Here is a 21,975-nt window from a genome sequence, read left to right on the forward strand (position 1 = left end):
AGATTTAGAACAAAACAAGGTATATTTAACCAAATATTCAACAGAAAAAATGGATGGATGAAAAAAATAAAATCCCAACTAACAAAATGACAAAGCCTAATAGAATATATAATATAAATATTATTATAAACAAAATTAGATTATAATATTAAGTTTATTTTATAATATAAATTTATAAAAAAATTGTATTAATTAATTAATTTTATTTTTTTATTAAAATTAGGTGATTTAATGCGTGTATTACTTATACATTCAGATTTTATAAAATATGAAACAAAAAACAAAACTCCTGTAGCTGAAGAAATAGATGAAGCAAAAAAAGACGGAGCTTTTAAGGAATCATTAGTAGTATTTACATCTGTTGAAAAAGAAGATGAGAAGAACCCAGATGCAATTGCAAAAAATTTAGCAAAAGAAGCTATAAAAGTTACTAATGAAGTTAAAGCAGAAAATATTGTCCTTTATCCTTATGCACATTTATCTAGCTCACTTGGATCTCCAAAATTTGCTGTGGAAATAATGAAAAAAGCAAAAGAAATCTTAAAAGAAGAAGGATATAATGTATACAGAGTGCCATTTGGTTGGTATAAAGGATTTGAATTATCCTGTAAAGGACATCCATTAAGTGAACTATCAAGAACAATTACATCAGATATGGAAGATGATGATGAGGAGAAAAAAGATAAAGGGCCAGGTTCTAAATGGTTTATTTTAAGTGATGGAATAACTACAAGTACTGAAGAGTTTAACTATGATGGCAAAGATCAGCTAGAAAAATTAGTTAAATATGAATTAGGTATAGGTGCATCAGATGAAGGCGAACCTCCTCATGTTAAACTAATGAAAGAAAAAGAATTATGTGATAATGAAAGAGCTTCAGATGCAGGAAACCTTAAATGGTATCCTAAAGGTAGATTAGTAAGAGATTTATTATCTGATTATGTTTATAATTTAGTTGTAGATCAAGGAGCAATGCCTATTGAAACTCCGATTTTTTATAATTTAGAAAATGATGCAATTAGAGAGCATGCAGCTAAATTTGGAGAAAGACAATATAGAGCAGCAACTAAAAACCCATTGATGCTTAGGTTTGCATGTTGTTTCGGAGCATTTAGAGTAATGGGAGATACCTTTTTAACTTGGAAAAACTTACCTGCAAAGGTATATGAACTTTCAACCTATAGTTTTAGATATGAACAAAAGGGAGAAGTTGTAGGTCTAAAAAGATTGAGAGCATTTACTATGCCTGATTTCCACAGTTTCTGTGAAAATATGGATTCAACTTTAGAAGAATTTGACAGACAAGTAGAGATGTGTGTACAAACTGGTATAGATTTAGATGTCAATTATGAAATTATATTTAGAGCAACAGAAGACTTTTACAATGAACATAAAGAATGGATGTATAATACAGCAAGAAGAATAAATAAACCATTACTTCTTGAAATATTACCTGAAAGAAAACATTACTGGAGTTGTAAAATCGATTTTGCAGCAATTGACTATTTAGGAAGACCTATTGAAAATCCAACAGTTCAAATTGATGTTGAAAGTGGTAAAAGATTTGATATAAAATACCTTGGTGAAGATGACGAGGAACATAATCCAATTATCTTACACTGTTCACCAACTGGAAGTATTGAAAGAGTTATTTGTAGTTTACTTGAAAAAACTGCAATAGAAATAAATGAAAAATCTCCTATGCTTCCTGTATGGTTAAGTCCAATTCAGGTAAGAATATTACCTATTGCAGATAGACATATTGAATATGCAATCCAGTTAGCTGATAAAATAGAAGAAGCAAATATTCGTGTAGATATTGACAATAGTGAAGACAGAGTAGGTAAGAAAATTAGAAATTCAGCAAAAGAATGGGTACCATATACATTTGTAATCGGTGATAATGAACTTGAATCTGGTAAATTCCAAGTTAGCGTAAGAGAAAGTGGAGAAAAATTAGAAATGAATATAGACCAGTTAATTGAAGCTGTATCTAATGATAATAAAGGTATGCCTTATAGAAAATTACCAATACCAAGAAATACATCACAAAGAATACACTTCTAGTAATTAAATAATAAAAAATAATTTTATACTTTTAAGTAATAACCTATTAAACCAATAAACCTCATTAAAAAATATCTTAAAGTATAAAATTATTTTAAAATTTTTAATAAAAATTATAGTATTATAACTTATAATTGAGCTAAAAAAAGTAAAAATGAAAACTTAAAACTTATAACTTAAAATTTAATATTAAAATTTAAAAAAAAATTAAAAAATATTTATGTATTTAAAAACATATATAAAATTATTATTGATTATGAAATTATTGATAAAAATCTAATGGTAATCGATATAATATAATTGGAGGATAATAGATGTTTAATATAGGAGAAGCTCTTATTGGAGATGGAGATGAATTAGCACATGTTGATTTAACAATTGGTGATAAAGAAGGTCCTGTAGGTACTGCTTTTGCAACTAGTTTAACCAATCTTTCAGTTGGTCACACCCCCCTACTTACAGTAATCAGACCAAATTTAATGACTAAACCTGCTACTTTAATTATACCAAAAGTAACAGTTGGAAATTTAAAAGATGCAAGTAAAGTATTTGGACCTGCACAAACAGCAGTAGGTAGAGCAATTGCAGATGCAGTAGAAGAAGGAATTCTTCCTAAAGATAAAGTTGATGATTTAGTAATTATGGTTTCAGTATATATACATCCTGAAGCAAATAACTTTAGAAAAATATACCAATACAATTATGGTGCTACCAAATTAGCATTAAGAAGAGCAATGAACGGTTATCCAGATATCAATAAAGTTTTAACAGAAAAAGATCGTGGAACACATCCAATAATGGGATTCAAAGTACAAAGATTATGGAATGCTCCATACTTACAAGTTGCATTAGATTTAGACAACTTAGATGCTGTTAAAAGAATTATGGATGTCCTTCCAGAAAGAGAAAGAATCCTTATTGAAGCAGGAACTCCTCTTGTTAAAAAATTCGGTGTTGGTGTAGTAAGTAAAATCAGAGAATTACGTCCTGATGCATTTATTATTGCTGATTTAAAAACATTAGATGTTGGAAGAGTAGAAGTTAAAATGGCAGCAGATGAAACTGCAGATGCAGTAGCAATATCTGGACTTGGAACTGTTGAATCTATTGAAAAAGCAATACACGAAGCACAAAAGCAAGGTATCTATTCAATATTAGATATGATGAATGTAAAGAACTTTACTGAAAAATTAAAAGCAATTAAAACTGATCTTAAACCAAATATTGTATTACTCCACAGAAATGTAGATTTAGAAACTACTTTAGCTGAAAAAGGTGAAGATACCAGTAATATGACCGAATGGGGTAATATTAAAGAAATAAAAGAAATATTAGGTGAAAATGGTTTAATAGCTGTAGCAGGTGGAATTACACCTGAGAAAGTTGAAGAAGCAACCAGTAAAGGAGCAGATATTATTATTGCTGGAAGATACATTATCGGTTCTAAAGATCCTAGAAGAGCTGCTGATGATTTCTTAGCACACTTCCCAGTAGATCCAGACAATATGAGACTTGCTCTTGATGAAGACGAAAAGATTTAAATAGTGTATTCACTATTTAAACTTATTTTTTTTTACTTTTTTCTACTTTTTTTATACTTAATTTTATAAAAATAATATTAAACTGAAATACCTTTTAAGTAAAGTTTTTTAAAATTAATCATAAAATAGACTATTTAAATAAAAACCTTTGGATTAATATTATATTTAACTCATAAATAAGAAAACAAGGTGATTATATGGGATTTTGTAATTCATGTGGAAAGCCTATGAGTAGAGGAGACGAATTAGGAACAAATGAAGATGGTTCAAAAAATGAATATTATTGTATTGACTGTTTTCAAAACGGAGAATTTACAGAACCAGATTTAACTCTTCAAGACATGATAGTAAAAAAAGCAAAAGAAATGTTAGATAAAAATCCCGATTTAAGAGAAGAAGATGCAACAGGATTATTAATGTACTTCTTACCTAATTTAAAACGTTGGAATCCAAAATTTGATGAAGAAGTTAACCATTATCAAAGTAATAAACGTGGTTACAGACAAATGGATTAATAAAACTAGATATTTTTAATATTAAAATTAGTCTTGATTTAGAATAAAATTCTTTAATCGTTTTATAGTATATTCATTATTAATTTGATCAGATTTAAGTGATATGAGTTCCATCTGAAGATTTTCATACTTTTTACTTAAATCAATGTATTCTTCTTGAAGTTTAAAGATAAACTCATCTTTATAATCATTAGAAAAAGAAGGACTATTCTGATTTTTAAAACGAGCTAATTTTTCTTTAAGTAATTTATTTTCCTTAACTAAAGCATTATAATCTTCATTAAAACTATTATTTTCATTATTAATAGAGGAGATACCTTCAAGATAAGGTAGAATTAAGACTTCCTCATTATTATCAAAAACATTATCTTGTTTAGGTATTGATATTTGAACTTGTTCAGTAGTATATTTCTTTTTTTGACCATTTTTAAGAGTTCTAGTATATTCTCTTGAATATTTCCTTACAATACCTTTAGATTGTTTCATAATTACACCGAAATTAAAAATTTAAATCTATACTAATATATATTCTACATCTTTTATATAGATATTTATAATTTTTAATAATAATAATTTATAAATAAAATATAATATATAAAAACTATTAAAATAATTTATTTTTTTTAAATTAGGTGTTAATATGAGTAGTTCTAGACTAGCTAAAGGTAGTTTTTTTATCCTTATTGGAAATATTATATTTCGTGTAGGAGGATATATATACCGATTTTTAATGGCAAGTTTACTTGGTCCTGCAATGTATGGTATTTTAGGATTAACACTTCCATTTCAAGGCATATTTCAGATTCTTGCAGCTGGAGGACTTCCACCTGCAATAGCAAAATATGTATCACAATATAATGCCCTAGAAAAGGAAGATATGGCTCGTCAAACCATATTAACAGCTATAAAAATAATGATTTTTCTAGGTCTTCTAATGGGATTTTTAATGGTTTTTTTAATAGGACCATATCTTGCAGATGTTGTATTTAAAAATCCTAAAGCCTTACTCCCTCTTCAAGCAGTAGGTCTTATAACTCCTTTTAGTGTAATTGTAGGTGCATATAGAGGTGCATTTCAGGGAGTATATAAAATGGAATATATTGTTGCAACAAGAGCTGTTGAACAAGTATTTATGATTTTATGTGCAACTGGATTTGTACTTATAGGTCTACAAGCTACAGGAGGAGTACTTGGTAGTGTTGTAGGATTTATGGCTAGTGCAAGTACAGGAGTATTAATTTACAGAAAATATATGGGAAAATATATTAAAAAAAACAAGAGCGCTGATTTTGTATTTACAAGACGTGATGAAATAAAACTTGCAAAACAATTAATATTATTTGCAATACCTGTAACAATTACAGCACTTGCCGAGATGATAATATATAGTATTTCAACATTTATTATGGGGATATTTTTAGCCGATAGTCTAATTGGATATTATACAGCTGCAGACCCTATTGCAAGACTTCCTTTAGTCATATCTCTTTCAATTGCAACAACAATCTTACCTGCAGCATCAGCAGCATATAGTACAAAAAATAAACAACAACTAGATAGGTATGTTTTTAAATCCTATGAATACTCACTTATACTAACAGTCCCATTATGTATATTTATTACAGTATTTGCACATCCTATAATGAGGGTTGTATACTTTACAAATGCTGCATATGCTTCTGGAGCAACTGCACTTGGAATACTTGTTATTGGAATGACTTTTTATTCAATTTATGGTGTTTCAACAGGGATTATACAAGGAATAGGTTATCCTAAAATTACAATGTATATTTTACTATTAGGTTCAGCTCTTAATGTAGTTCTTAACTGGTTTCTAATACAAAAAATGGGAATTGTCGGGGGTGCAATGGCAACAACAATTGCAACAATTATATTAACAATTCCAACAATAATATATACTCTTAAAAAAACACAGGCTAAAATTCCAAAAATTAAGATATTTAATATTGTACTTGCATCATTGATTATGGGTGGAGCAATATTTATTCTTCCATCAAACCCTTATGGATTATTGATAGGACTTATCATAAGTCCAATCATATATTTTGCAGGTTTAATCCTACTTAAAGTATTTGATGAATATGATATAAAGACACTTAAAGGATTTGAAGATAAATCTGGGCCATTTAAAAAAATATATGTAAAACTAGTCAGTATTATTGAAAAAAGAGTATAATACCATTAAATTTTCATATAATTTATTTTTATTTAATAATAATAAGAAATATTTATTATGAAATTACTTTATAAATAAAAAACATAATAAATTAAGATATATTTAGTAGGTAATATAATGACTGAAGTTACAGCAGGTGTGGAATATAAAATCAATCTAGATGGAAAAAGCTTCTTACTAGATGATAAAAAATTTACTCTCCTAAAAAATATTAATTCCTCAGGCTCTATAACACAAGCAGCAAAAATAACAAAGGTTTCATATAGAACTGCTCTTAATTATATAGACAAAATAGAAGAGGGTCTAGACATTGCTATTGTAAATACTTCTAAAGGGGGAAGTGGTGGAGGCGGTAGTACCACTTTAACAGATGAAGGTCAAGCAATTCTTAAAGAATGTAAAAAAATTAATGCAATTATGAATCTTCACAGGGAAGTAAATGAAATTGAAGCAAATATTCTTGAGATTGATAAAAATAGAGGCATAATGAAAATACAAATGAATAATATTATAATGACCTTACCTGTTAAAGAAGATTATAAAGTAGGGGATCGTATAATTGCACTTATTAGCTATGATAATATTATTGTAATGTTAAAACCTCAAGAATCTAGTATACGTAATGTTTTAAAAGGTAAGATAACAGAAATGAAATTAGTAAATGAAATGATTAGACTAGTTGTAGATGTTGATGGAATAAATATATATGTTGATATAACCGTATCAGCATCAAAAGATTTAAAATTAACAATTGGAAAACCAGTTTACATTGGATTTAAAGCTGTATCAATTGCAACATTAAAAATATGAAAAATAATAATAAAAGTAGAAAATTTATTAGCTAATATAGTAATCAAAAAAATATTCCCTAGAAGGTGATTATATTATTAAAATAATCATAGATAAAAATAGATGCAATGGATGTGGTAAATGTAAGGAGGTTTGTGCTAAAGGTGAAAAGATTTGGAAAATAAACAATAAATTAGCACATGTATCTAACCTTGAATTTTGTCATGCCTGTATGTTATGCCAAATGAAATGTAAAAAAAATGCAATTACAATAAATAGGCCATGGATAGATAAAAAATATCAAAAAACAGAAAATAATAATATTATTTAAACTAAATTAAAAAAAATTATTAAATAAATTTAATCATTTTGAAGTGATATAATGGAGAGAAAAGTAAAAAATTCTAGAAAAACATCAGAAACAAATATTGAACTTGAGTTAAATATTGATGGAGAAGGAAATTATAATATTGACACTGGTATAAATTTCTTAAATCATATGTTAGAATCCTTTTCAAAACACAGTTTTATGGACTTAAATATAAAAGCAAGTGGAGATATTGAAGTAGATGACCACCACACAGTAGAAGATATTGGAATATTATTTGGTGAAAGCTTCCTAGAAGCCATTGGAGATAAAAAAGGAATAAAAAGAATGTCAGATGCAACAATTCCAATGGACGATTCACTTGCAACAGTAGCAATTGATATTAGTGGGCGTAGTTACTGTAATTTAGATTTGAGCTTTAAAAATGAAAAAATAGGAGATTTAACAAGTGATAATATAATGCACTTTTTTGAATCATTTACAAATGCTAGTAAAATAAACCTTTATGGAAAAGCAACTGGTTCAAATGATCATCATAAAGCTGAAGCACTCTTTAAAGCTTTTGCAAAAACAATGCTAGATGCATGTAAAATAGAACACGATAAAATACCTAGTACTAAAGGTGTTTTATAATATTTTTATTTTTAAACCCTAATTTTTTATTCATTTATTTACTTATTTATTTTTTAAATTAATTATTATAAACTAAAGGACCATATTATTGAATAAATTAATTTAAACATTATCTAATTTTATAAAAATTGATGATCTTTTAACTCTAAACTTTTTAAACTAATTTTTACCTGTATTTAAAAAATAAGAAGAATTTTAAAAAATATAATTTACAAACACCTTAATTCTATAAAATATATTATAAATTAAAAAATAGAATATTTAAAAAACTTTAAGTATTTTAAAAAAAATTAGTATAATTTTAATATAATAATACATTATTTAATAAAAAATAGCATAAAATATCTAAATAATAAAAAATAGCTAAAAATAAAAGAGTAAGTAGTTTTAAAAAACTACTTAATAAATAATAGAATAAACCTATTGTGGTTTAGAAATTAAATCAACTTTAGAACCGGTAGAACCGTCACCCATGTGAGGAGTTCTGCAAACGGTATCGTTGGATTTTTCAATTTCTCTAGCTTCAGTAGCTAAATGAGCAGCTACAGAAGCCATTTCGTGAGCAGCAGCTACAACAGGTAAGTATTCTTCATAATTTTTCATCATGAAACAACCTTTCATATCAATATCAGCTACTTTAGCACAAATTTCATATGCAGCATAAGCTTTAGCTTTAGCATATGGATTTGCAAATCCACCTGCGTCAACAGCTTTTTGAGCATTGATGACTAATTTAGGTAACTCTACAGATTGACCAGCTTCTACTTGAGCAATAGCAGCATCAATAGTATTTTGGATTAATCTGTAAGCTCCAGTTGCAGCTAATACTTTAATAACATCTGCGTTGAATGAAGACATTTCAGTAGGGTCTAACCATTCTCTTCTAGCACCAATCATAGGATCAGCTTCGACAATGATGTATCCAATACCTTGTTCATCCATTTCATCTTTTGCACGTTTACCTGGAGCATCACCAATAATGAATGCTGGAACGTCCATAGCAGATAATAATTCTCTAGCTTTTGCAGGTCCTGGTGCAGTTGGGTTAGGACTAGTGAAGATACAGAAGTCTGGGTCAAAGTCTTTGACTTTAGGAACAACGTCTTCAACTTGTTCTGGGTTCATTTTAGCACCAGAAGTGAAAACTCTAACATCTATATTAGGTCTATCAGCTCTTTCATCAAGCAAAAGTTCTAATACTGGTGAAGCACCAATATTTCCACTTTTAATAATTCCAATTTTAACTACCATAATATCACATATATAGATTTATTATTTACTTATTAAGTATTTTTGTTTATGAAAAAATCAAAAACTTTATATATAATAAACTGAATTTTGTAATAATATAAAAAATAGATTAGCATTAATGAAATTCATTAAATTAAGTAAAAAAATGATAAAATGAGTTAAAAATAAGTATAAATTATTTTTTTCCTTTTTTAAATTTAGATCTTCCTCTCCATAATTTAAAGGTTGATTTAATATTACCTTTTTTTAGTGAGTAATCAAAATTATTAATTAAATTAAGAATATTATAGGTTGCAATTTCACCATCACTTACTAAATCACCACTAGGAGGGTATAATTTTTTTAAAGCCCTTGGAATATCATATATTTGAACAATTGGGATATTTAAATCCTTAGCTAAATTAATACTGCTATGGAAAGGATGAAAACCATAAAGTTTAATTGATGGCACTTTAAGTACTCCCGCCTCTATTGTCATACCCATACCTGCACCAAAAATAAGAGCATCACAATGATATGATAAAGATAAAACATCTACAAAATTATCTAAAATTTTAACCTTGTCAGAACGAGATAAGTCTTCAATCATTTTTTTATCAAATCTATATGGAGCAATTAGAGTAGGATAATCAAAACCATCAATAAGTGGTATTAAATCTTTTAAATCATCAACTTTCAAATCTCCACCTAAAACTACGAAAATATAATGATCAAAACCATATTGTTCTGTAATTTGATCTTTTGTCAATAATTTATCAGATTGAATCATACTGTTAACATATGATGCTTGAGGATATCCTCCTATGTTTACTACATTTTTAAGAGAATATTGTATTTTTAGGTAAAATTCATAATCTTTAGAAGGAGTTGTTATAAGATTAGCATGAGATATAATTTCTATTGGATTATAAATATCTTGTTCAATGTGTAAAACTGGGGTTCTAAGTAATTTAGCAGCAGAAATAGCTTTTCTAACATCTCCTGCATTACCACATGTAACAAGAAGGTCAATTTGTTCTCCCATCATAGCTAATGTCGCTTTATAAATATCTATAATAATTAATCTGAAAAGATTAATTCTAGAATTATTAGATTGATTAGCTCGTCGACCTTGACCTATATAGTAGATATCATCACAATATGGCTTAATTAATTCACTGGCTCCATCACCATGAACAAGGCCTATTATCCTTGTTTTTTCCCAATTTAATTTTTTCTCAGATTCGAACTTTCTTAAGAGTTTTAATACAGGTATAATTGTTTTAGCAGGAGCAATTTCACAAGCCACTGCTATAGTTCTTATTTTATCTATTTCCTTATCTGTATTTTTTATAAATCTATTTTCTTCAAAATAATTTCTTACACTATGAATACTATCACTAATAGACTCATCATCTTTATTTTGATTAGTTTGTCTATTTTTTGATTTAGAAGTATTGTTTTTTGATTTTTTAGATTGATAAAGTGAAAAATGAGTTTTTGGCTCTTTAGAATCAATATTATTATCTTCTTTAATAGTAGAATTATTAATTTTACTTTTAGAATCTGATTTTTTATTTTTTAAACTAGGTTTAGGTAAATATGATTGAAAGTTATTTCCTAAATCATCATCTAATAAGTCTAGTTCTTCTAATAATTCATGAATTGATAAATCAACATCATCATCAAATTCATCAAAAGAAATACCGAAGTTTTTTTCAAAATCTTCAGGAGTCATGTCTAATTCTAGAAGTAGTGGATGAGTAGTATCATAATTCTTTTTTAAATTTGATTTAGGAGAATTTTTCATTTTAAAACCAACACTATTAGAATAATTATTCTTAAATATAATTTTAAAGTTTATCTAATATTTATATTTTTAAGTTTCTATAAAAAGTTTAGTTATTAATTTTAATTTTTAAATTTAATAATGTATATATAATTATTGAAATAGCTATAAGGTAAAAAATCCATATAACTATATCAGTTGGTCCTGTTTCTATCCAAATAATAGATTGAGCAAGGATTATAGCATAAAAAGCAGTAGATATATTGTGTTTATAAGATTGAATAATATGTAAAGTTTTAAGTGTAAAACCAATGAAAAACATTTGGATAAACATACCTATAGCTCCAAAGTCTAAAAGTCCAGGACCTAAAATTGTAGAAGTAATAGATGTAGATTTTGATAGAACAATCTCACCAACAAGTATACGTGGATCTACATGGGTAAAGTATCCTGTTAATGTATAATAAAATAATTTTCCCCCTGCAATACCTTGAAGGTAAATAACTTTATCTAAAATATTTAAGGTAAATGCTGCTCTATAAGATATAAGTTCTAAGGGATTTAGTGACCAATTTTGCCATTCTATAGATTTAACAGCAACAAAACCTACAGTTACAAGTAAAATACTAATAAGAGCTAAAAACAAAATTATATACTTTATAGGTATATGACGAGTATAATATAAACTAATAAAACAACTTAAAAAAATTGCAATTGGAGTTGTTCTATAACCTGTTAAAGCAAATAAAATAATTCCAATGAAAAATAAAAGATAATGAGCTTTACGATTATATTTTGCAAGTAAAATATTAATAGATGGTAAAAATATTATAAATGATATAAACCATAATTTACCTGTAGATTGAGCTTTAAGTATACCACTGAATAATGGTATACCTCCAAGGAAGTAAAAATTAATAATCTGTAAAAATAAACTAAATAAAATTAACAATATAAGAATTAGTTCTGTTTTGGAATACTGTCCAAATAATGGAAGCTCCTTTAAATATATTTTAAAGTCATGAATAGTTTCATGATTTGACTTTTCTATAGATATATAGGATTGTATACTTTCAAGTTTTTCTAGAAAATTTAATTTGAATAAGAATTTTTTTGATATAATAATACCAAAGAAATAAAATAAAAATCCTAAAAAAATATATAAAAAAAGCTGATAAGAAGGATTTGGAAGTAAATAAGAGGTAAAATGAATAGGCAATGATATTAAAACAAATGATACCATAATAAAAATTAATATATATGGATTAAACAAATCAATGTCTTTTATTTTATCAAAATTCATTTTATGACCTTATTTAAATTTAAATAATAATAAATATTTATATTTTATACTTATTTTTATTAAAATAATTATTTATGATTAATTATTTTCACAAATGTTTCTTGTAAAGTTATATGCAAAGTTTGGATGAGAGCAAGCATGAATATGTATATAGCTTGCAAGAGCATTTTTACTCATTAAACCATCCATATTATTAATAATTCCCCTTCCTCTTAAAACATTTAAGGCAAATTTAGAATTGATAAATGTATCAATAGATGTATAATGGAATTCGTGGCCTCTGATAATCTCATCTTTAGATGATATAATGTTATCACAACGTGATTTTGCAATTGTATATGATAAACCTTGTACATGCTTATTCATATGTGATGAGTATGGTAAAACATTACACATATTATGCTTATTAATAGATTTACTTAAATAAATTAATCCTCCACATTCTCCATATATAAAGCCGTTATTATTATAAAAGTCTAAAATAGATTTTCTCATTGAACTATTAGATTGAAGATCTTTTATAAATAATTCTGGATAACCTCCACCAATATAGAGAGCATCTACATCTGGAATTTCCTCATCTTTATAAGGACTAAATTCGATGATTTTAGCATTATTTTCTTGAAGAGCTTCAAGATTTTCAGGATAATAAAATGAAAAAACCTCGTCCTTTGCAACACCTATTTTTAAATGTTGTTTATTAGATACCTTCCACAATTCAAATGTATCTTCTTTTCTAAATTCTTCATTAAAATTTATACTAGGTTTAATAGTATGATTATCAATATGATCTTTAATACGACTATTAATTGCTTTATTTGAATCCTCTTGATACTCCTTCATTATAGATTTTAATGCATCCAAATCAATATATTTTTCTACAATTTCAATCCATTTATCAATATTATATTTAATATTTTCCCTTTCAAGTGCTGGAACTAAACCTAAATGACGTTGTAATACTTCTATATCCTCATTTCGAGGAATACCTCCAATAACACTAGTGTCAGTTAAAGATTCTATGGCCTCTTTAGTTTTAAGATAATGTTTTTTTCCTTTAACCTTGTTTAAAATTACACCTTGAATATTAAGATCTTTATCTAATGATTTAAAACCTAAAACAAGAGCTGCTGCACTTTTGACTAAACTTCTTGAATCTATAATCAAAACAATTGGAGCATTAAGAGATTTAGCGATTGAAGCAGTGCTTCCTACATTTCCAATGGGTCCAATACCTTCAAATAATCCTCTAACACCTTCAATTATACCAAATTTAGATTTAGATAAATCAATACCACGTTTATAACATTTATTAATTTGATAATCATTCATAAAAAAAGAATCTAAATTTCTACTAATATTTCCTGTTGCAAGACTGTGGTAAGAGGGATCTATAAAATCAGGCCCTACTTTAAATCCTTGTACTTTTACTTCTTTTGAAAGTGCACCCATTATTCCAGTTGAAATAGTAGTTTTTCCAACAGCACTTCCAGTTCCAGCCAATACTATATTCATATATAAAGTACTATTAATAATAATATTAAAAGTTTTTTAAATAAAATAATTTAATTATAAAATAAAATAGATAATAGTTAAAATCTAATAAATAAATATTACAAATTAATTATAAATTTAAATATTTATTATAAACTAATTTAAAACTATAATTAAATTATAATAATAAATTATACTTAAATTTAGTTAAAAATAATAATGAAGATATTATGGACAATTTAAATAAAACAAAAGTCTTATCTGATAGTGCACAATTTGATTTATGTGATTCACAAAATCGCAGTAGAATATCAGATGTAAATTTACCTGGAATTTATCCGGCTACAGGAAAAGATGGATGTATTGTACCATTATTTAAAACCTTAATGACAAATAAATGTAAAAATGATTGTAAGTATTGTCTAAATCAATGCCAAAGGGATTTTACAAGAATAGAACTAAGTCCTAAAGAGATTGCAAAGGTTTTTATTAAATATTATACTTCAGGTTATGTTAATGGTCTATTTTTAAGTAGTGGTGTAAGTGATACAATAGACAATACTATGGAAAGACTTATTGAAACATGTAATATTTTAAGAAAAAGCTATGGATACGAAGATTATATTCATCTTAAAATCATACCTGGAGCAAGTAAAGATTCAATAAAAAGAGCAATGACACTTGCAGATAGAGTAAGTATAAATATTGAAGCTGCATCTGCTGATGGACTATCCCAAATAGCATCAACAAAAGATTATAATAAAGACATTCTAAAAAGACTTAATTGGATTAATTCATATTATAAACATGATAAAAACCTATCTCCCTCTGGACCAACAACACAACTTATAATAGGTGCAAATGATGAAAGTGACTTTGAAATATTAAAGAGAATGGAGAAAATCTATAAGAAAACATATCTTAAAAGGACATATTTTTCACCATTTATTGCAATGGAAGAAACAGAGCTAGAAAATAGATGCGATTGTAATCAACAAAGAACAAATCAACTATATCATGCAGACAGCTTATTAAATGAATATAAATTTAAAACAAAAGAACTGGTTTTTGATGAAGATAATAATATTTCGCTTACAGAAGATCCAAAAATTCTCTCAGCAAGTAAAATGGACATATTTCCATTAGAAATAAATAATGCTAATTTTCATGATTTAATAAGAGTTCCAGGTATTGGACTAAAATCTGCAAGACGTATTATGGATATAAGAGTAAAACATCCTTTTAAAGATATTAATGACTTGAAAAAAATAGGAGTTGTAACTTCAAGAGCCGAACCTTATATAAAATTAAAAGGAAATTATCAATCAGCTTTAGACAATTTTTAAATGAGTAAATTAATTATTAAAACAGAAAAAATTTAAAATAAAATATAAATTAAAATAAGCTAAATTTAAAAAAAAAAATAAAATTAAAATAAAATTAAAAAAAATAAAATATAAGATAAAAAATTATAAAATTAATTATATTTTATCTTCAAATAATTTCCATATTTCAGGATATTTTTTAGATACAGCTTCATCAATTAAAGAAGAAGCTTCATTACTAATACTAAATTCTGGTTGTGTTTTTCTCAAATATCTGAAAACAGCAGAAGAATGAACAGACCAAAGAGTTATTCTTGGATTTTTATGAACAATTTCCATAACTTCATCAATATTGCTTTGAACTGAAGAATCTACAATAATATCCTTATCATCATCATTTTCTTTTTGAATTTGATCTTCAACAGGTTTTTCTTCTTTATCATCCTTAGAAACATCAGATGATTTATCTTCTTCATGTTGAACATCTTCAACGTTGGAATCATCATCTATATAATTATTTATAATTGTAGAATCTTTATTATTAGAATCATTTAACATATCTTCTAAAGATTGAGTAGAATTAGCATCAAAATCTTCATCATAATAATCATTAGGAATTAATGAATCTAAACCTCTACCTAATCCTAATCCTGAATTTTTATTTTTAGACATTTTATAACCTCAGTTCTCCATATCCAAAATTTCTTGAGCTAATTTTAAGTATGCTACAGTTCCATTACTCTCACGATCATAAACAATACAAGGTTTACCATGACTTGGTGCTTCAGCTAATCGAATATTTCTTGGAATAACCGTTTTAAACACTCTTTCCTTACCTTCGAAATATTTTTTAAGTTCACGATATACATCTCTACTTAATCTGGTCCTTGTATCATAAAGGGTAAGTAAAATACCTTTAATAGGGGTTGGACTTTTTAATCTAGATTCTACTAAATCAATAGTATTAATCAAATCTGCAACTCCTTCTAATGCATAATATTCAGCTTGTATTGGTATAATTACACTATCAGATGCAACCAACCCATTAATAGTAATAATTCCAAGAGATGGGGGAAGATCAATTAAGATATAATCAAATAAATCTTTAATATCCTTAAGTAATTCCTTTAAAACTAAATGATAATTATCCAATTTACTTAATTCTACACCCACTCCACTTAAGGAAATATTACTTGGTACAATAAATAAATTTTGAATAAAAGTAGGAAATGTTGCTTTTTTAATAGAAACCTCTCCACTAATAGCTGAATAAACAGTATGTTTAAGATTAGTTTTATCAATACCGAAACTAGTAGTTGCATTAGCTTGAGGATCCATATCAACAACAAGAACTGCCTTACCCATTACTGCTAATGATGCTGAAAGATTTACAACAGTTGTAGTTTTCCCACAACCCCCCTTTTGGTTCATAATTGCAATTATTTCTCCCATAAATAAACTCCTTAATTCCTTTGAATTAATAAATAAAAAATAATTAAAAATTATAATATAAATTAAGAAAAACATAAGATAATTGATAAAAACTTATAAATTTTAAATTATAATTGAAAAATTCTATTTTATAAATTTTAAATTATAAGTTAAAAATTTTACCTTATAAATTATTACTTATATTTTTTAACTTATTCATTGTAAGTTATTATTTTTAACTTATTACTTATATATTGTAATTTATACCTTATAAATAATACGTTAGAAATTTTAATAAATAACTTATAAGTTATAACTTATAACTATTTTATATAATAAAATCATTAAAAATAAAATATATCTAATAAAAAAAATGATAAATTTTAATAAAAATATTAAAAAGAATTATAAAAAATATTTATAAATAATAAAAAATTCTATTAGATATATAAAAAAATAGATAGTGAAATAATGAAAATATTAGCAATAGATATAGGAACAGGGACTCAAGATATAATCTATTATGATAGTAATAGGGAAATAGAAAATTCAATTAAGTTAGTTTTACCATCTCCACATATATTAATAGGTCAAAAAATTAAAAAAACAAAAAATAATATTTATTTTGATGGAGAAATAATGGGAGGTGGCAAATTAAAAGATAAAATAATTGAACACATTAAAAAAGGGTATAAAGTTGCAATGGAAGAACATTGTGGAAAAACAATAAGAGATAATTTAAATCAAGTAGAATCATATGGTATAGAAATAGTATACAATGATAATACAAAAGATTATTCAGATTATACAAAAATTACATTAAAAGATATTGACATAGATAAATTATCAAATTTTATAAGAGAATATGATTTAGATTATGATTTTGGCCATATTGCTATAGCTGTGCAAGATCATGGTTATAATGAAAATATGGGCGATAGAGATTTTAGATTTGAAAAAATCAAAGAAAAATTATCAAAACCAGTAAAACCAGAAGAATTTGGATTTATGGAGAATGTACCTAAATATTATACACGAATGAAATCTATTGAAAATATATTAAATAATCACACAGAAATGGAAATTAAAAATAAACCATTAATAATGGATACAAAATTTGCATCAATATGTGGAATGTGCTATGATAGAAAATCAAAAAAATTAAATAGTTATATTGTAATGGACATAGGGAATGGACATACTACAGCTGCATCAATAGAAAATGGAAAAATACAAGGAGTATTTGAACATCACACTAGTAATCTTACAAAAAAATCAATTGTAAAATATGTAGAAAAATTAGCTGAGGGTACACTTACTAATGAAGAAATATATAAAGACCATGGTCATGGAGCACATATAATAAATCCAATAGAAAAAATAGAAAAAGTTATAGTGACAGGTCCAAGAAGAGAAATAATAGAAGACACAGAACTTGATTACTATCATGCAAACCCTGGAGGAGATGTAATGATGACAGGAACAATTGGACTTATAAAATCATTAGAATACAAATTAAAAAATAAATAATAATAAAATAAAAACTAAAATTATAAAATTGATTATAAGTTCTAAGTTATAATAAAAAATTAATGAAAAATGATAATATGATACTAAAATTAGATCCACATATACACAGTAGTTATTCACCAGATGCTATAAGTACACCATCTGAGATAATAAAAAAATCTAAAGAATTAAATTTAGATATAATAGGAATAAGTGACCATAATACAATAGAAGGTTCTCAATTAGCGTTAAAAGAAACAAAAAATGATGATGAATTACTTGTTATGCCTTCAATAGAAATAAGTAGTAAATATGGACATATATTAGGTTTTGGAATAGAAGAAATGGTAAAAAGAGGATTATCTGCTGAAGAAACAGTTGATAAAATTCATGAATTAGGTGGGCTTGCAATAGTGCCACATCCATATTCATATTATAGACATGGACTCTTTTGCAAAGAAAAAAATAAAGATTTAAATATTGATGGAGTAGAAACTAAAAATGCAAGATTTATATTAGGATATTCAAATTATAAAGGAAAAAAATTAGCAGAAGAAAAAAATATAGCAGAACTTGGATCAAGTGATGCACACTATAAAAATTTTATAATGGATTGTTATAGTGAAATAGATTGTGAAAAGGATATAGATAGTGTATTAAAAGCAATTAAAAAAAGAAAAACAAAGGCATTAGGCAATGGAACATCAAATATAATGCTTACAAAATATTTTTATAAAAAACATATTAAAAAAGAGTTTAAGTAAATATAATCTAGATTAGAGGAAAAAAATAAGAATAATAATTTAATTTTATAATAAATATTATAATATATATACAAATAAATAAAATTATTATATTATAGTTATAGCTAAATATATAAGTATAAAATAAAAACAATTGTACTAATAAATGTATATCGGAGGAAAAAAATGAGAGAATCAATTTATGAAATGAACGAACAATATAAAAACTTACAAGAAAAAATAAATGTCTTCGATACTACTTTACGAGACGGAGAACAATCCCCAGGAGTTGCATTAACAGTTGATGAAAAAATTGAAATCGCTGAAAATTTAAACATTCTTGGTGTAGATAAAATGGAAGTTGGATTTCCTATATCTTCAGAGGGAGAAAAAGAGACAGCGAAAAAAGTAAAAGCATTAGAATTAGATAGTACAATTTGTGGTTTAGCACGTGCAGTAGAAAAAGATGTAGACGCTGTACTTGATTGTGATTTAGAATATGTACATACATTTATTGGAACAAGCCCACTCCACAGAGACTACAAACTAAAAAAATCAAAAGATGAAATAAAAGAAAGTGCTATAAAAATAATCGACTACTGTAAAGACCATGGACTTACAATAGAATTTTCTGCAGAAGATGCAACAAGAACAGAATGGGATTTTCTTGTAGATATATATAAAGCTGTAGAAGATGCAGGAGTAAATATGATTAATGTTCCAGATACAGTGGGAATACTAACTCCAATGGATGCTAAATCATTAATTTACGATTTAAAACAAGAACTTAAAGTACCATTAAGTACACATTTCCATAATGACTTTGGACTAGCAGTGGCAAATACAATAATGGGAATTGAAGCTGGGGCTAGTCAGTTCCATGGAACAGTAAATGGTATAGGAGAACGTGCCGGAAATGCATCTCTTGAAGAAACTATTATGACATTAATTTCATTATATAATCATCCTATGGATATAGATACAACAAAAATCTATAATGTATCAGACTTTGTATCAAGAGTCACAGGTATAAATTTATCACAAAATAAAGCAATTGTAGGTAAAAATGCTTTTGCACATGAATCAGGTATACATGTACATGGAATAATGGAAAATGCTAATACCTATGAAGCAATTAGTCCTGAAATGGTAGGTCAAACCAGAAGAATAGTTTTAGGAAAACAAAGTGGTGGACATGCTATAAAAGGAAAACTAAAAGAATTTAACATTGACTTAAACCAAACTCAATTAGAAGATGTTCTTCAACATATAAAATCATTAGGAGATAAAGGTAAATCACTTACAGATGATGACTTAAAAGCAATAGCATTAAGTGAAATGAATACATTAGAAGAGAAATTTGTTGAAATTTTAGGATTATCTGTATCAATTGGAGATAGTGTTTCACCAACTGCTACAATAAGACTAATGATTAATAATGAAGTAAAAGAAAAAGCAGCAATTGGTGTAGGACCAGTTGATGCAGCATTAAATGCAATTGAATCATTAATACGTGACACAACTTCATTTGAACTGGAGCAGTATCATATTGAAGCAATTAATGGAGGTACTGATGCACTTGGAGAAGTATTTGTCAGAGTTAGTGATGGTGAAGGTAATGTTGCAACGGGTAGATCTGCTAATGAAGATATTATTCAAGCAAGTGTACAAGCAGTATTGAATTCAGTGAACAAGCTTTTAATGATTAAAAAAGAATTGAAACAATAAAATAAAATAAAATAAAAAAAAATTAAATATTATATTATTATAATTAAATTATTATAAAAAATAATTAAAATTAATAAATACAGAGAGGTATAAAAATGACAATAGAGAACAATATATTTATCGGAAATAAACCAGTAATGAACTATGTTTTAGCAGTAGTAACACAAATAAATGAAGGCGAAACAGAAATAAACATAAGAGCTAGAGGAAGAGCTATTAGTAGAGCTGTTGATGTAGCTGAAATAGTAAAAAATAGATTTGTACCAGGTTCTGAAATTGGTGAGATTAAAACCCAAACTGAAGAGATTAGAAATCCTGATGGTAGAACTACAAATGTAAGCTCAATCATTATTCCAATAATTAAAAACCAAACTAATTTTAAAGATTTTTAATAATAAATATTAAAAATCTAATATTTTTATTATAAAATATTAAAATAAATAAATTTAAAATTAAAAACTATTTTTAAAGATCTTTATAATAGATATTAAAAATCAATATTTTTATTAAAAATATTAATAATAGATTAATTTAATACTAAAAACTATTTTTAAAAATTTATGAGGGTGGGAGACAAACTTATTTTTTTTATAATTTTTTTCTATTATTTATCCTTTAAATTTATATACCATGAATTATAACTATTATATATAGATATTAATATTTATAGTTGTTTTATTTATGGTTTTAAAAGATGATACTATTAATCAGACTATGTTAATCCCAATGGACTTGAGATATATGATTCCTGAAGATCATCCGTGTTATTTTATTAAAAATGTAGTCGAGAAATTGATTGTTTACAAGCAAATCGTGAATTTGTTGATACTGTTGGTGAGTTTGCTTATCCTCGTTAAATCTTACTTAGACTAGTTTTAATGAGTATATTTGATGTTGGATTATCATAACGTGAGATTGAAAGAAAAACAAAGACTGACATTAGTTATATGTAATAAAACATATGAAAAAGTTAAAAAATCTTCTAAAGAAAATAGAAACAAATATAAATTAAGATCATCCACTAAAAAGCTTTTAAAACAAGCGGAAAAGGGGCCTGAAAAAATTCCAAAAAAGGTTGAAAAACTTGAAGAAAAAGTTAAAGAATCTCAAAAAAACTTAATAAGTATTAATGACCCAGATGCTCGATTTATGTTAAATAAAAAAAGGAAAATGGGAATTTGATTACAATGGCCAAATAGCAGTAGATGAACACAAAGGAATAATAATTGCATCATATGTAACAAACAATTCCAAAGATTATAATGAACTTATTCCATTAATGGAAGATTTAAAATCTAATATGACTGGAATATATACTTAAATATCTTCTAATTTCCAAGTAAGTGCAGATAA

General features: G+C 26.1%; 20 protein-coding genes. 13 read left to right on the plus strand and 7 right to left on the minus strand.

All coding sequences use genetic code 11. From position 1 onward, the window contains the following. The first annotated feature begins 231 nt into the window (after nucleotides 1-231). From QZ146_RS03135 to QZ146_RS03145, 3 genes are all read left to right on the plus strand, one after another. Nucleotides 232-2,067 carry a threonine--tRNA ligase gene (locus tag QZ146_RS03135; RefSeq protein WP_295722195.1) on the plus strand — a complete coding sequence of 612 codons (1,836 nt, stop codon included), beginning with the start codon at nucleotides 232-234 and terminating at the stop codon, nucleotides 2,065-2,067. A gap of 314 nt (nucleotides 2,068-2,381) precedes the next feature. Then, entirely contained in the window at nucleotides 2,382-3,608 is a 1,227-nt protein-coding gene (locus QZ146_RS03140) for a bifunctional 5,6,7,8-tetrahydromethanopterin hydro-lyase/3-hexulose-6-phosphate synthase (RefSeq protein ID WP_295722196.1), read from the plus strand. Nucleotides 3,609-3,805: 197 nt separating this feature from the next. Further along, entirely contained in the window at nucleotides 3,806-4,123 is a 318-nt protein-coding gene (locus QZ146_RS03145) for a zinc ribbon domain-containing protein (protein WP_295722197.1), read from the plus strand. Between the two features lie 27 nt (nucleotides 4,124-4,150). Here QZ146_RS03145 and QZ146_RS03150 read toward each other — a convergent pair whose 3' ends face one another. Next, complete coding sequence (locus tag QZ146_RS03150; protein WP_295722198.1) at nucleotides 4,151-4,609, minus strand: hypothetical protein; 459 nt, start codon at nucleotides 4,607-4,609, stop codon at nucleotides 4,151-4,153. Between the two features lie 154 nt (nucleotides 4,610-4,763). On the opposite strand from QZ146_RS03150, the gene QZ146_RS03155 reads away from it, so the two are divergent. From QZ146_RS03155 to hisB, 4 genes are all read left to right on the plus strand, one after another. Further along, entirely contained in the window at nucleotides 4,764-6,320 is a 1,557-nt protein-coding gene (locus QZ146_RS03155; protein WP_295722199.1) for an oligosaccharide flippase family protein, read from the plus strand. A gap of 117 nt (nucleotides 6,321-6,437) precedes the next feature. Then, a complete protein-coding gene (locus QZ146_RS03160; protein ID WP_295722200.1) occupies nucleotides 6,438-7,130 on the plus strand; it encodes a TOBE domain-containing protein in 693 nt (230 codons plus the stop codon). Nucleotides 7,131-7,218: 88 nt separating this feature from the next. Further along, the gene (locus tag QZ146_RS03165; protein WP_295722214.1) at nucleotides 7,219-7,440 is read left to right on the plus strand and encodes a 4Fe-4S dicluster domain-containing protein; all 222 of its coding nucleotides are present in this window, start codon (nucleotides 7,219-7,221) and stop codon (nucleotides 7,438-7,440) included. 51 nt (nucleotides 7,441-7,491) lie between these two features. Continuing rightward, complete coding sequence (gene hisB / locus QZ146_RS03170) at nucleotides 7,492-8,070, plus strand: imidazoleglycerol-phosphate dehydratase HisB (RefSeq protein ID WP_295722201.1); 579 nt, start codon at nucleotides 7,492-7,494, stop codon at nucleotides 8,068-8,070. A gap of 420 nt (nucleotides 8,071-8,490) precedes the next feature. Here the strand turns inward: hisB and QZ146_RS03175 are convergent, their stop codons facing one another. The 4 genes from QZ146_RS03175 to cfbB all read right to left on the minus strand — a co-directional run bounded on the left by QZ146_RS03175 (nucleotide 8,491) and on the right by cfbB (nucleotide 13,907). Next, nucleotides 8,491-9,321: a F420-dependent methylenetetrahydromethanopterin dehydrogenase gene (locus tag QZ146_RS03175; protein ID WP_295722202.1), complete on the minus strand. Its 831-nt coding sequence runs from the start codon at nucleotides 9,319-9,321 to the stop codon at nucleotides 8,491-8,493. Between the two features lie 175 nt (nucleotides 9,322-9,496). Then, a complete protein-coding gene (locus QZ146_RS03180) occupies nucleotides 9,497-11,110 on the minus strand; it encodes a hypothetical protein (protein ID WP_295722203.1) in 1,614 nt (537 codons plus the stop codon). A gap of 88 nt (nucleotides 11,111-11,198) precedes the next feature. Then, nucleotides 11,199-12,392, minus strand: a complete 1,194-nt coding sequence (locus QZ146_RS03185) for an oligosaccharide repeat unit polymerase family protein (RefSeq protein ID WP_295722204.1) — start codon at nucleotides 12,390-12,392, stop codon at nucleotides 11,199-11,201. Between the two features lie 78 nt (nucleotides 12,393-12,470). Continuing rightward, nucleotides 12,471-13,907 (minus strand): Ni-sirohydrochlorin a,c-diamide synthase, encoded by a 1,437-nt coding sequence (gene cfbB / locus QZ146_RS03190; protein WP_295722205.1) that lies wholly within the window; start codon nucleotides 13,905-13,907, stop codon nucleotides 12,471-12,473. 209 nt (nucleotides 13,908-14,116) lie between these two features. Between cfbB and QZ146_RS03195 the strand changes: the two genes are divergently transcribed. Further along, a complete protein-coding gene (locus QZ146_RS03195) occupies nucleotides 14,117-15,232 on the plus strand; it encodes a radical SAM protein (protein WP_295722206.1) in 1,116 nt (371 codons plus the stop codon). Nucleotides 15,233-15,367: 135 nt separating this feature from the next. On the opposite strand, the gene QZ146_RS03200 is transcribed toward QZ146_RS03195, so the two are convergent. Beyond that, the gene (locus QZ146_RS03200; RefSeq protein WP_295722207.1) at nucleotides 15,368-15,883 is read right to left on the minus strand and encodes a hypothetical protein; all 516 of its coding nucleotides are present in this window, start codon (nucleotides 15,881-15,883) and stop codon (nucleotides 15,368-15,370) included. A gap of 9 nt (nucleotides 15,884-15,892) precedes the next feature. Continuing rightward, nucleotides 15,893-16,663 carry a ParA family protein gene (locus tag QZ146_RS03205; protein ID WP_295722208.1) on the minus strand — a complete coding sequence of 257 codons (771 nt, stop codon included), beginning with the start codon at nucleotides 16,661-16,663 and terminating at the stop codon, nucleotides 15,893-15,895. A gap of 450 nt (nucleotides 16,664-17,113) precedes the next feature. On the opposite strand from QZ146_RS03205, the gene QZ146_RS03210 reads away from it, so the two are divergent. The 5 genes from QZ146_RS03210 (at nucleotide 17,114) to QZ146_RS03230 (ending at nucleotide 21,804) form a co-directional block, all read left to right on the plus strand. Next, nucleotides 17,114-18,172 carry a DUF1786 domain-containing protein gene (locus QZ146_RS03210; RefSeq protein ID WP_295722209.1) on the plus strand — a complete coding sequence of 353 codons (1,059 nt, stop codon included), beginning with the start codon at nucleotides 17,114-17,116 and terminating at the stop codon, nucleotides 18,170-18,172. 77 nt (nucleotides 18,173-18,249) lie between these two features. Then, nucleotides 18,250-18,915: a PHP domain-containing protein gene (locus QZ146_RS03215; RefSeq protein ID WP_295722210.1), complete on the plus strand. Its 666-nt coding sequence runs from the start codon at nucleotides 18,250-18,252 to the stop codon at nucleotides 18,913-18,915. Between the two features lie 165 nt (nucleotides 18,916-19,080). Beyond that, entirely contained in the window at nucleotides 19,081-20,622 is a 1,542-nt protein-coding gene (locus QZ146_RS03220) for a 2-isopropylmalate synthase (protein ID WP_295722211.1), read from the plus strand. Between the two features lie 95 nt (nucleotides 20,623-20,717). Further along, entirely contained in the window at nucleotides 20,718-21,014 is a 297-nt protein-coding gene (gene albA / locus QZ146_RS03225) for a DNA-binding protein Alba (protein WP_295722212.1), read from the plus strand. A 523-nt stretch (nucleotides 21,015-21,537) separates the two neighbouring features. Next, nucleotides 21,538-21,804, plus strand: coding sequence for a hypothetical protein (locus QZ146_RS03230; protein ID WP_295722213.1), 267 nt, complete (start codon nucleotides 21,538-21,540; stop codon nucleotides 21,802-21,804). Nucleotides 21,805-21,975 lie beyond the last annotated feature (171 nt).

It is taken from the genome of uncultured Methanobrevibacter sp. (genome assembly GCF_905235195.1).
In the GTDB taxonomy this organism is placed as follows: domain Archaea; phylum Methanobacteriota; class Methanobacteria; order Methanobacteriales; family Methanobacteriaceae; genus Methanarmilla.

Bases quoted from the DNA above. Each gene is read 5' to 3' on its own strand.
- QZ146_RS03135 (WP_295722195.1), top strand. From the start codon at position 232: ATGCGTGTATTACTTATACATTCAGATTTTATAAAATATGAAACAAAA.
- QZ146_RS03140 (WP_295722196.1), top strand. From the start codon at position 2,382: ATGTTTAATATAGGAGAAGCTCTTATTGGAGATGGAGATGAATTAGCA.
- QZ146_RS03145 (WP_295722197.1), top strand. From the start codon at position 3,806: ATGGGATTTTGTAATTCATGTGGAAAGCCTATGAGTAGAGGAGACGAA.
- QZ146_RS03150 (WP_295722198.1), bottom strand. From the start codon at position 4,609: ATGAAACAATCTAAAGGTATTGTAAGGAAATATTCAAGAGAATATACT.
- QZ146_RS03155 (WP_295722199.1), top strand. From the start codon at position 4,764: ATGAGTAGTTCTAGACTAGCTAAAGGTAGTTTTTTTATCCTTATTGGA.
- QZ146_RS03160 (WP_295722200.1), top strand. From the start codon at position 6,438: ATGACTGAAGTTACAGCAGGTGTGGAATATAAAATCAATCTAGATGGA.
- hisB (WP_295722201.1), top strand. From the start codon at position 7,492: ATGGAGAGAAAAGTAAAAAATTCTAGAAAAACATCAGAAACAAATATT.
- QZ146_RS03175 (WP_295722202.1), bottom strand. From the start codon at position 9,321: ATGGTAGTTAAAATTGGAATTATTAAAAGTGGAAATATTGGTGCTTCA.
- QZ146_RS03180 (WP_295722203.1), bottom strand. From the start codon at position 11,110: ATGAAAAATTCTCCTAAATCAAATTTAAAAAAGAATTATGATACTACT.
- QZ146_RS03185 (WP_295722204.1), bottom strand. From the start codon at position 12,392: ATGAATTTTGATAAAATAAAAGACATTGATTTGTTTAATCCATATATA.
- cfbB (WP_295722205.1), bottom strand. From the start codon at position 13,907: ATGAATATAGTATTGGCTGGAACTGGAAGTGCTGTTGGAAAAACTACT.
- QZ146_RS03195 (WP_295722206.1), top strand. From the start codon at position 14,117: ATGGACAATTTAAATAAAACAAAAGTCTTATCTGATAGTGCACAATTT.
- QZ146_RS03200 (WP_295722207.1), bottom strand. From the start codon at position 15,883: ATGTCTAAAAATAAAAATTCAGGATTAGGATTAGGTAGAGGTTTAGAT.
- QZ146_RS03205 (WP_295722208.1), bottom strand. From the start codon at position 16,663: ATGGGAGAAATAATTGCAATTATGAACCAAAAGGGGGGTTGTGGGAAA.
- QZ146_RS03210 (WP_295722209.1), top strand. From the start codon at position 17,114: ATGAAAATATTAGCAATAGATATAGGAACAGGGACTCAAGATATAATC.
- QZ146_RS03215 (WP_295722210.1), top strand. From the start codon at position 18,250: ATGATACTAAAATTAGATCCACATATACACAGTAGTTATTCACCAGAT.
- QZ146_RS03220 (WP_295722211.1), top strand. From the start codon at position 19,081: ATGAGAGAATCAATTTATGAAATGAACGAACAATATAAAAACTTACAA.
- albA (WP_295722212.1), top strand. From the start codon at position 20,718: ATGACAATAGAGAACAATATATTTATCGGAAATAAACCAGTAATGAAC.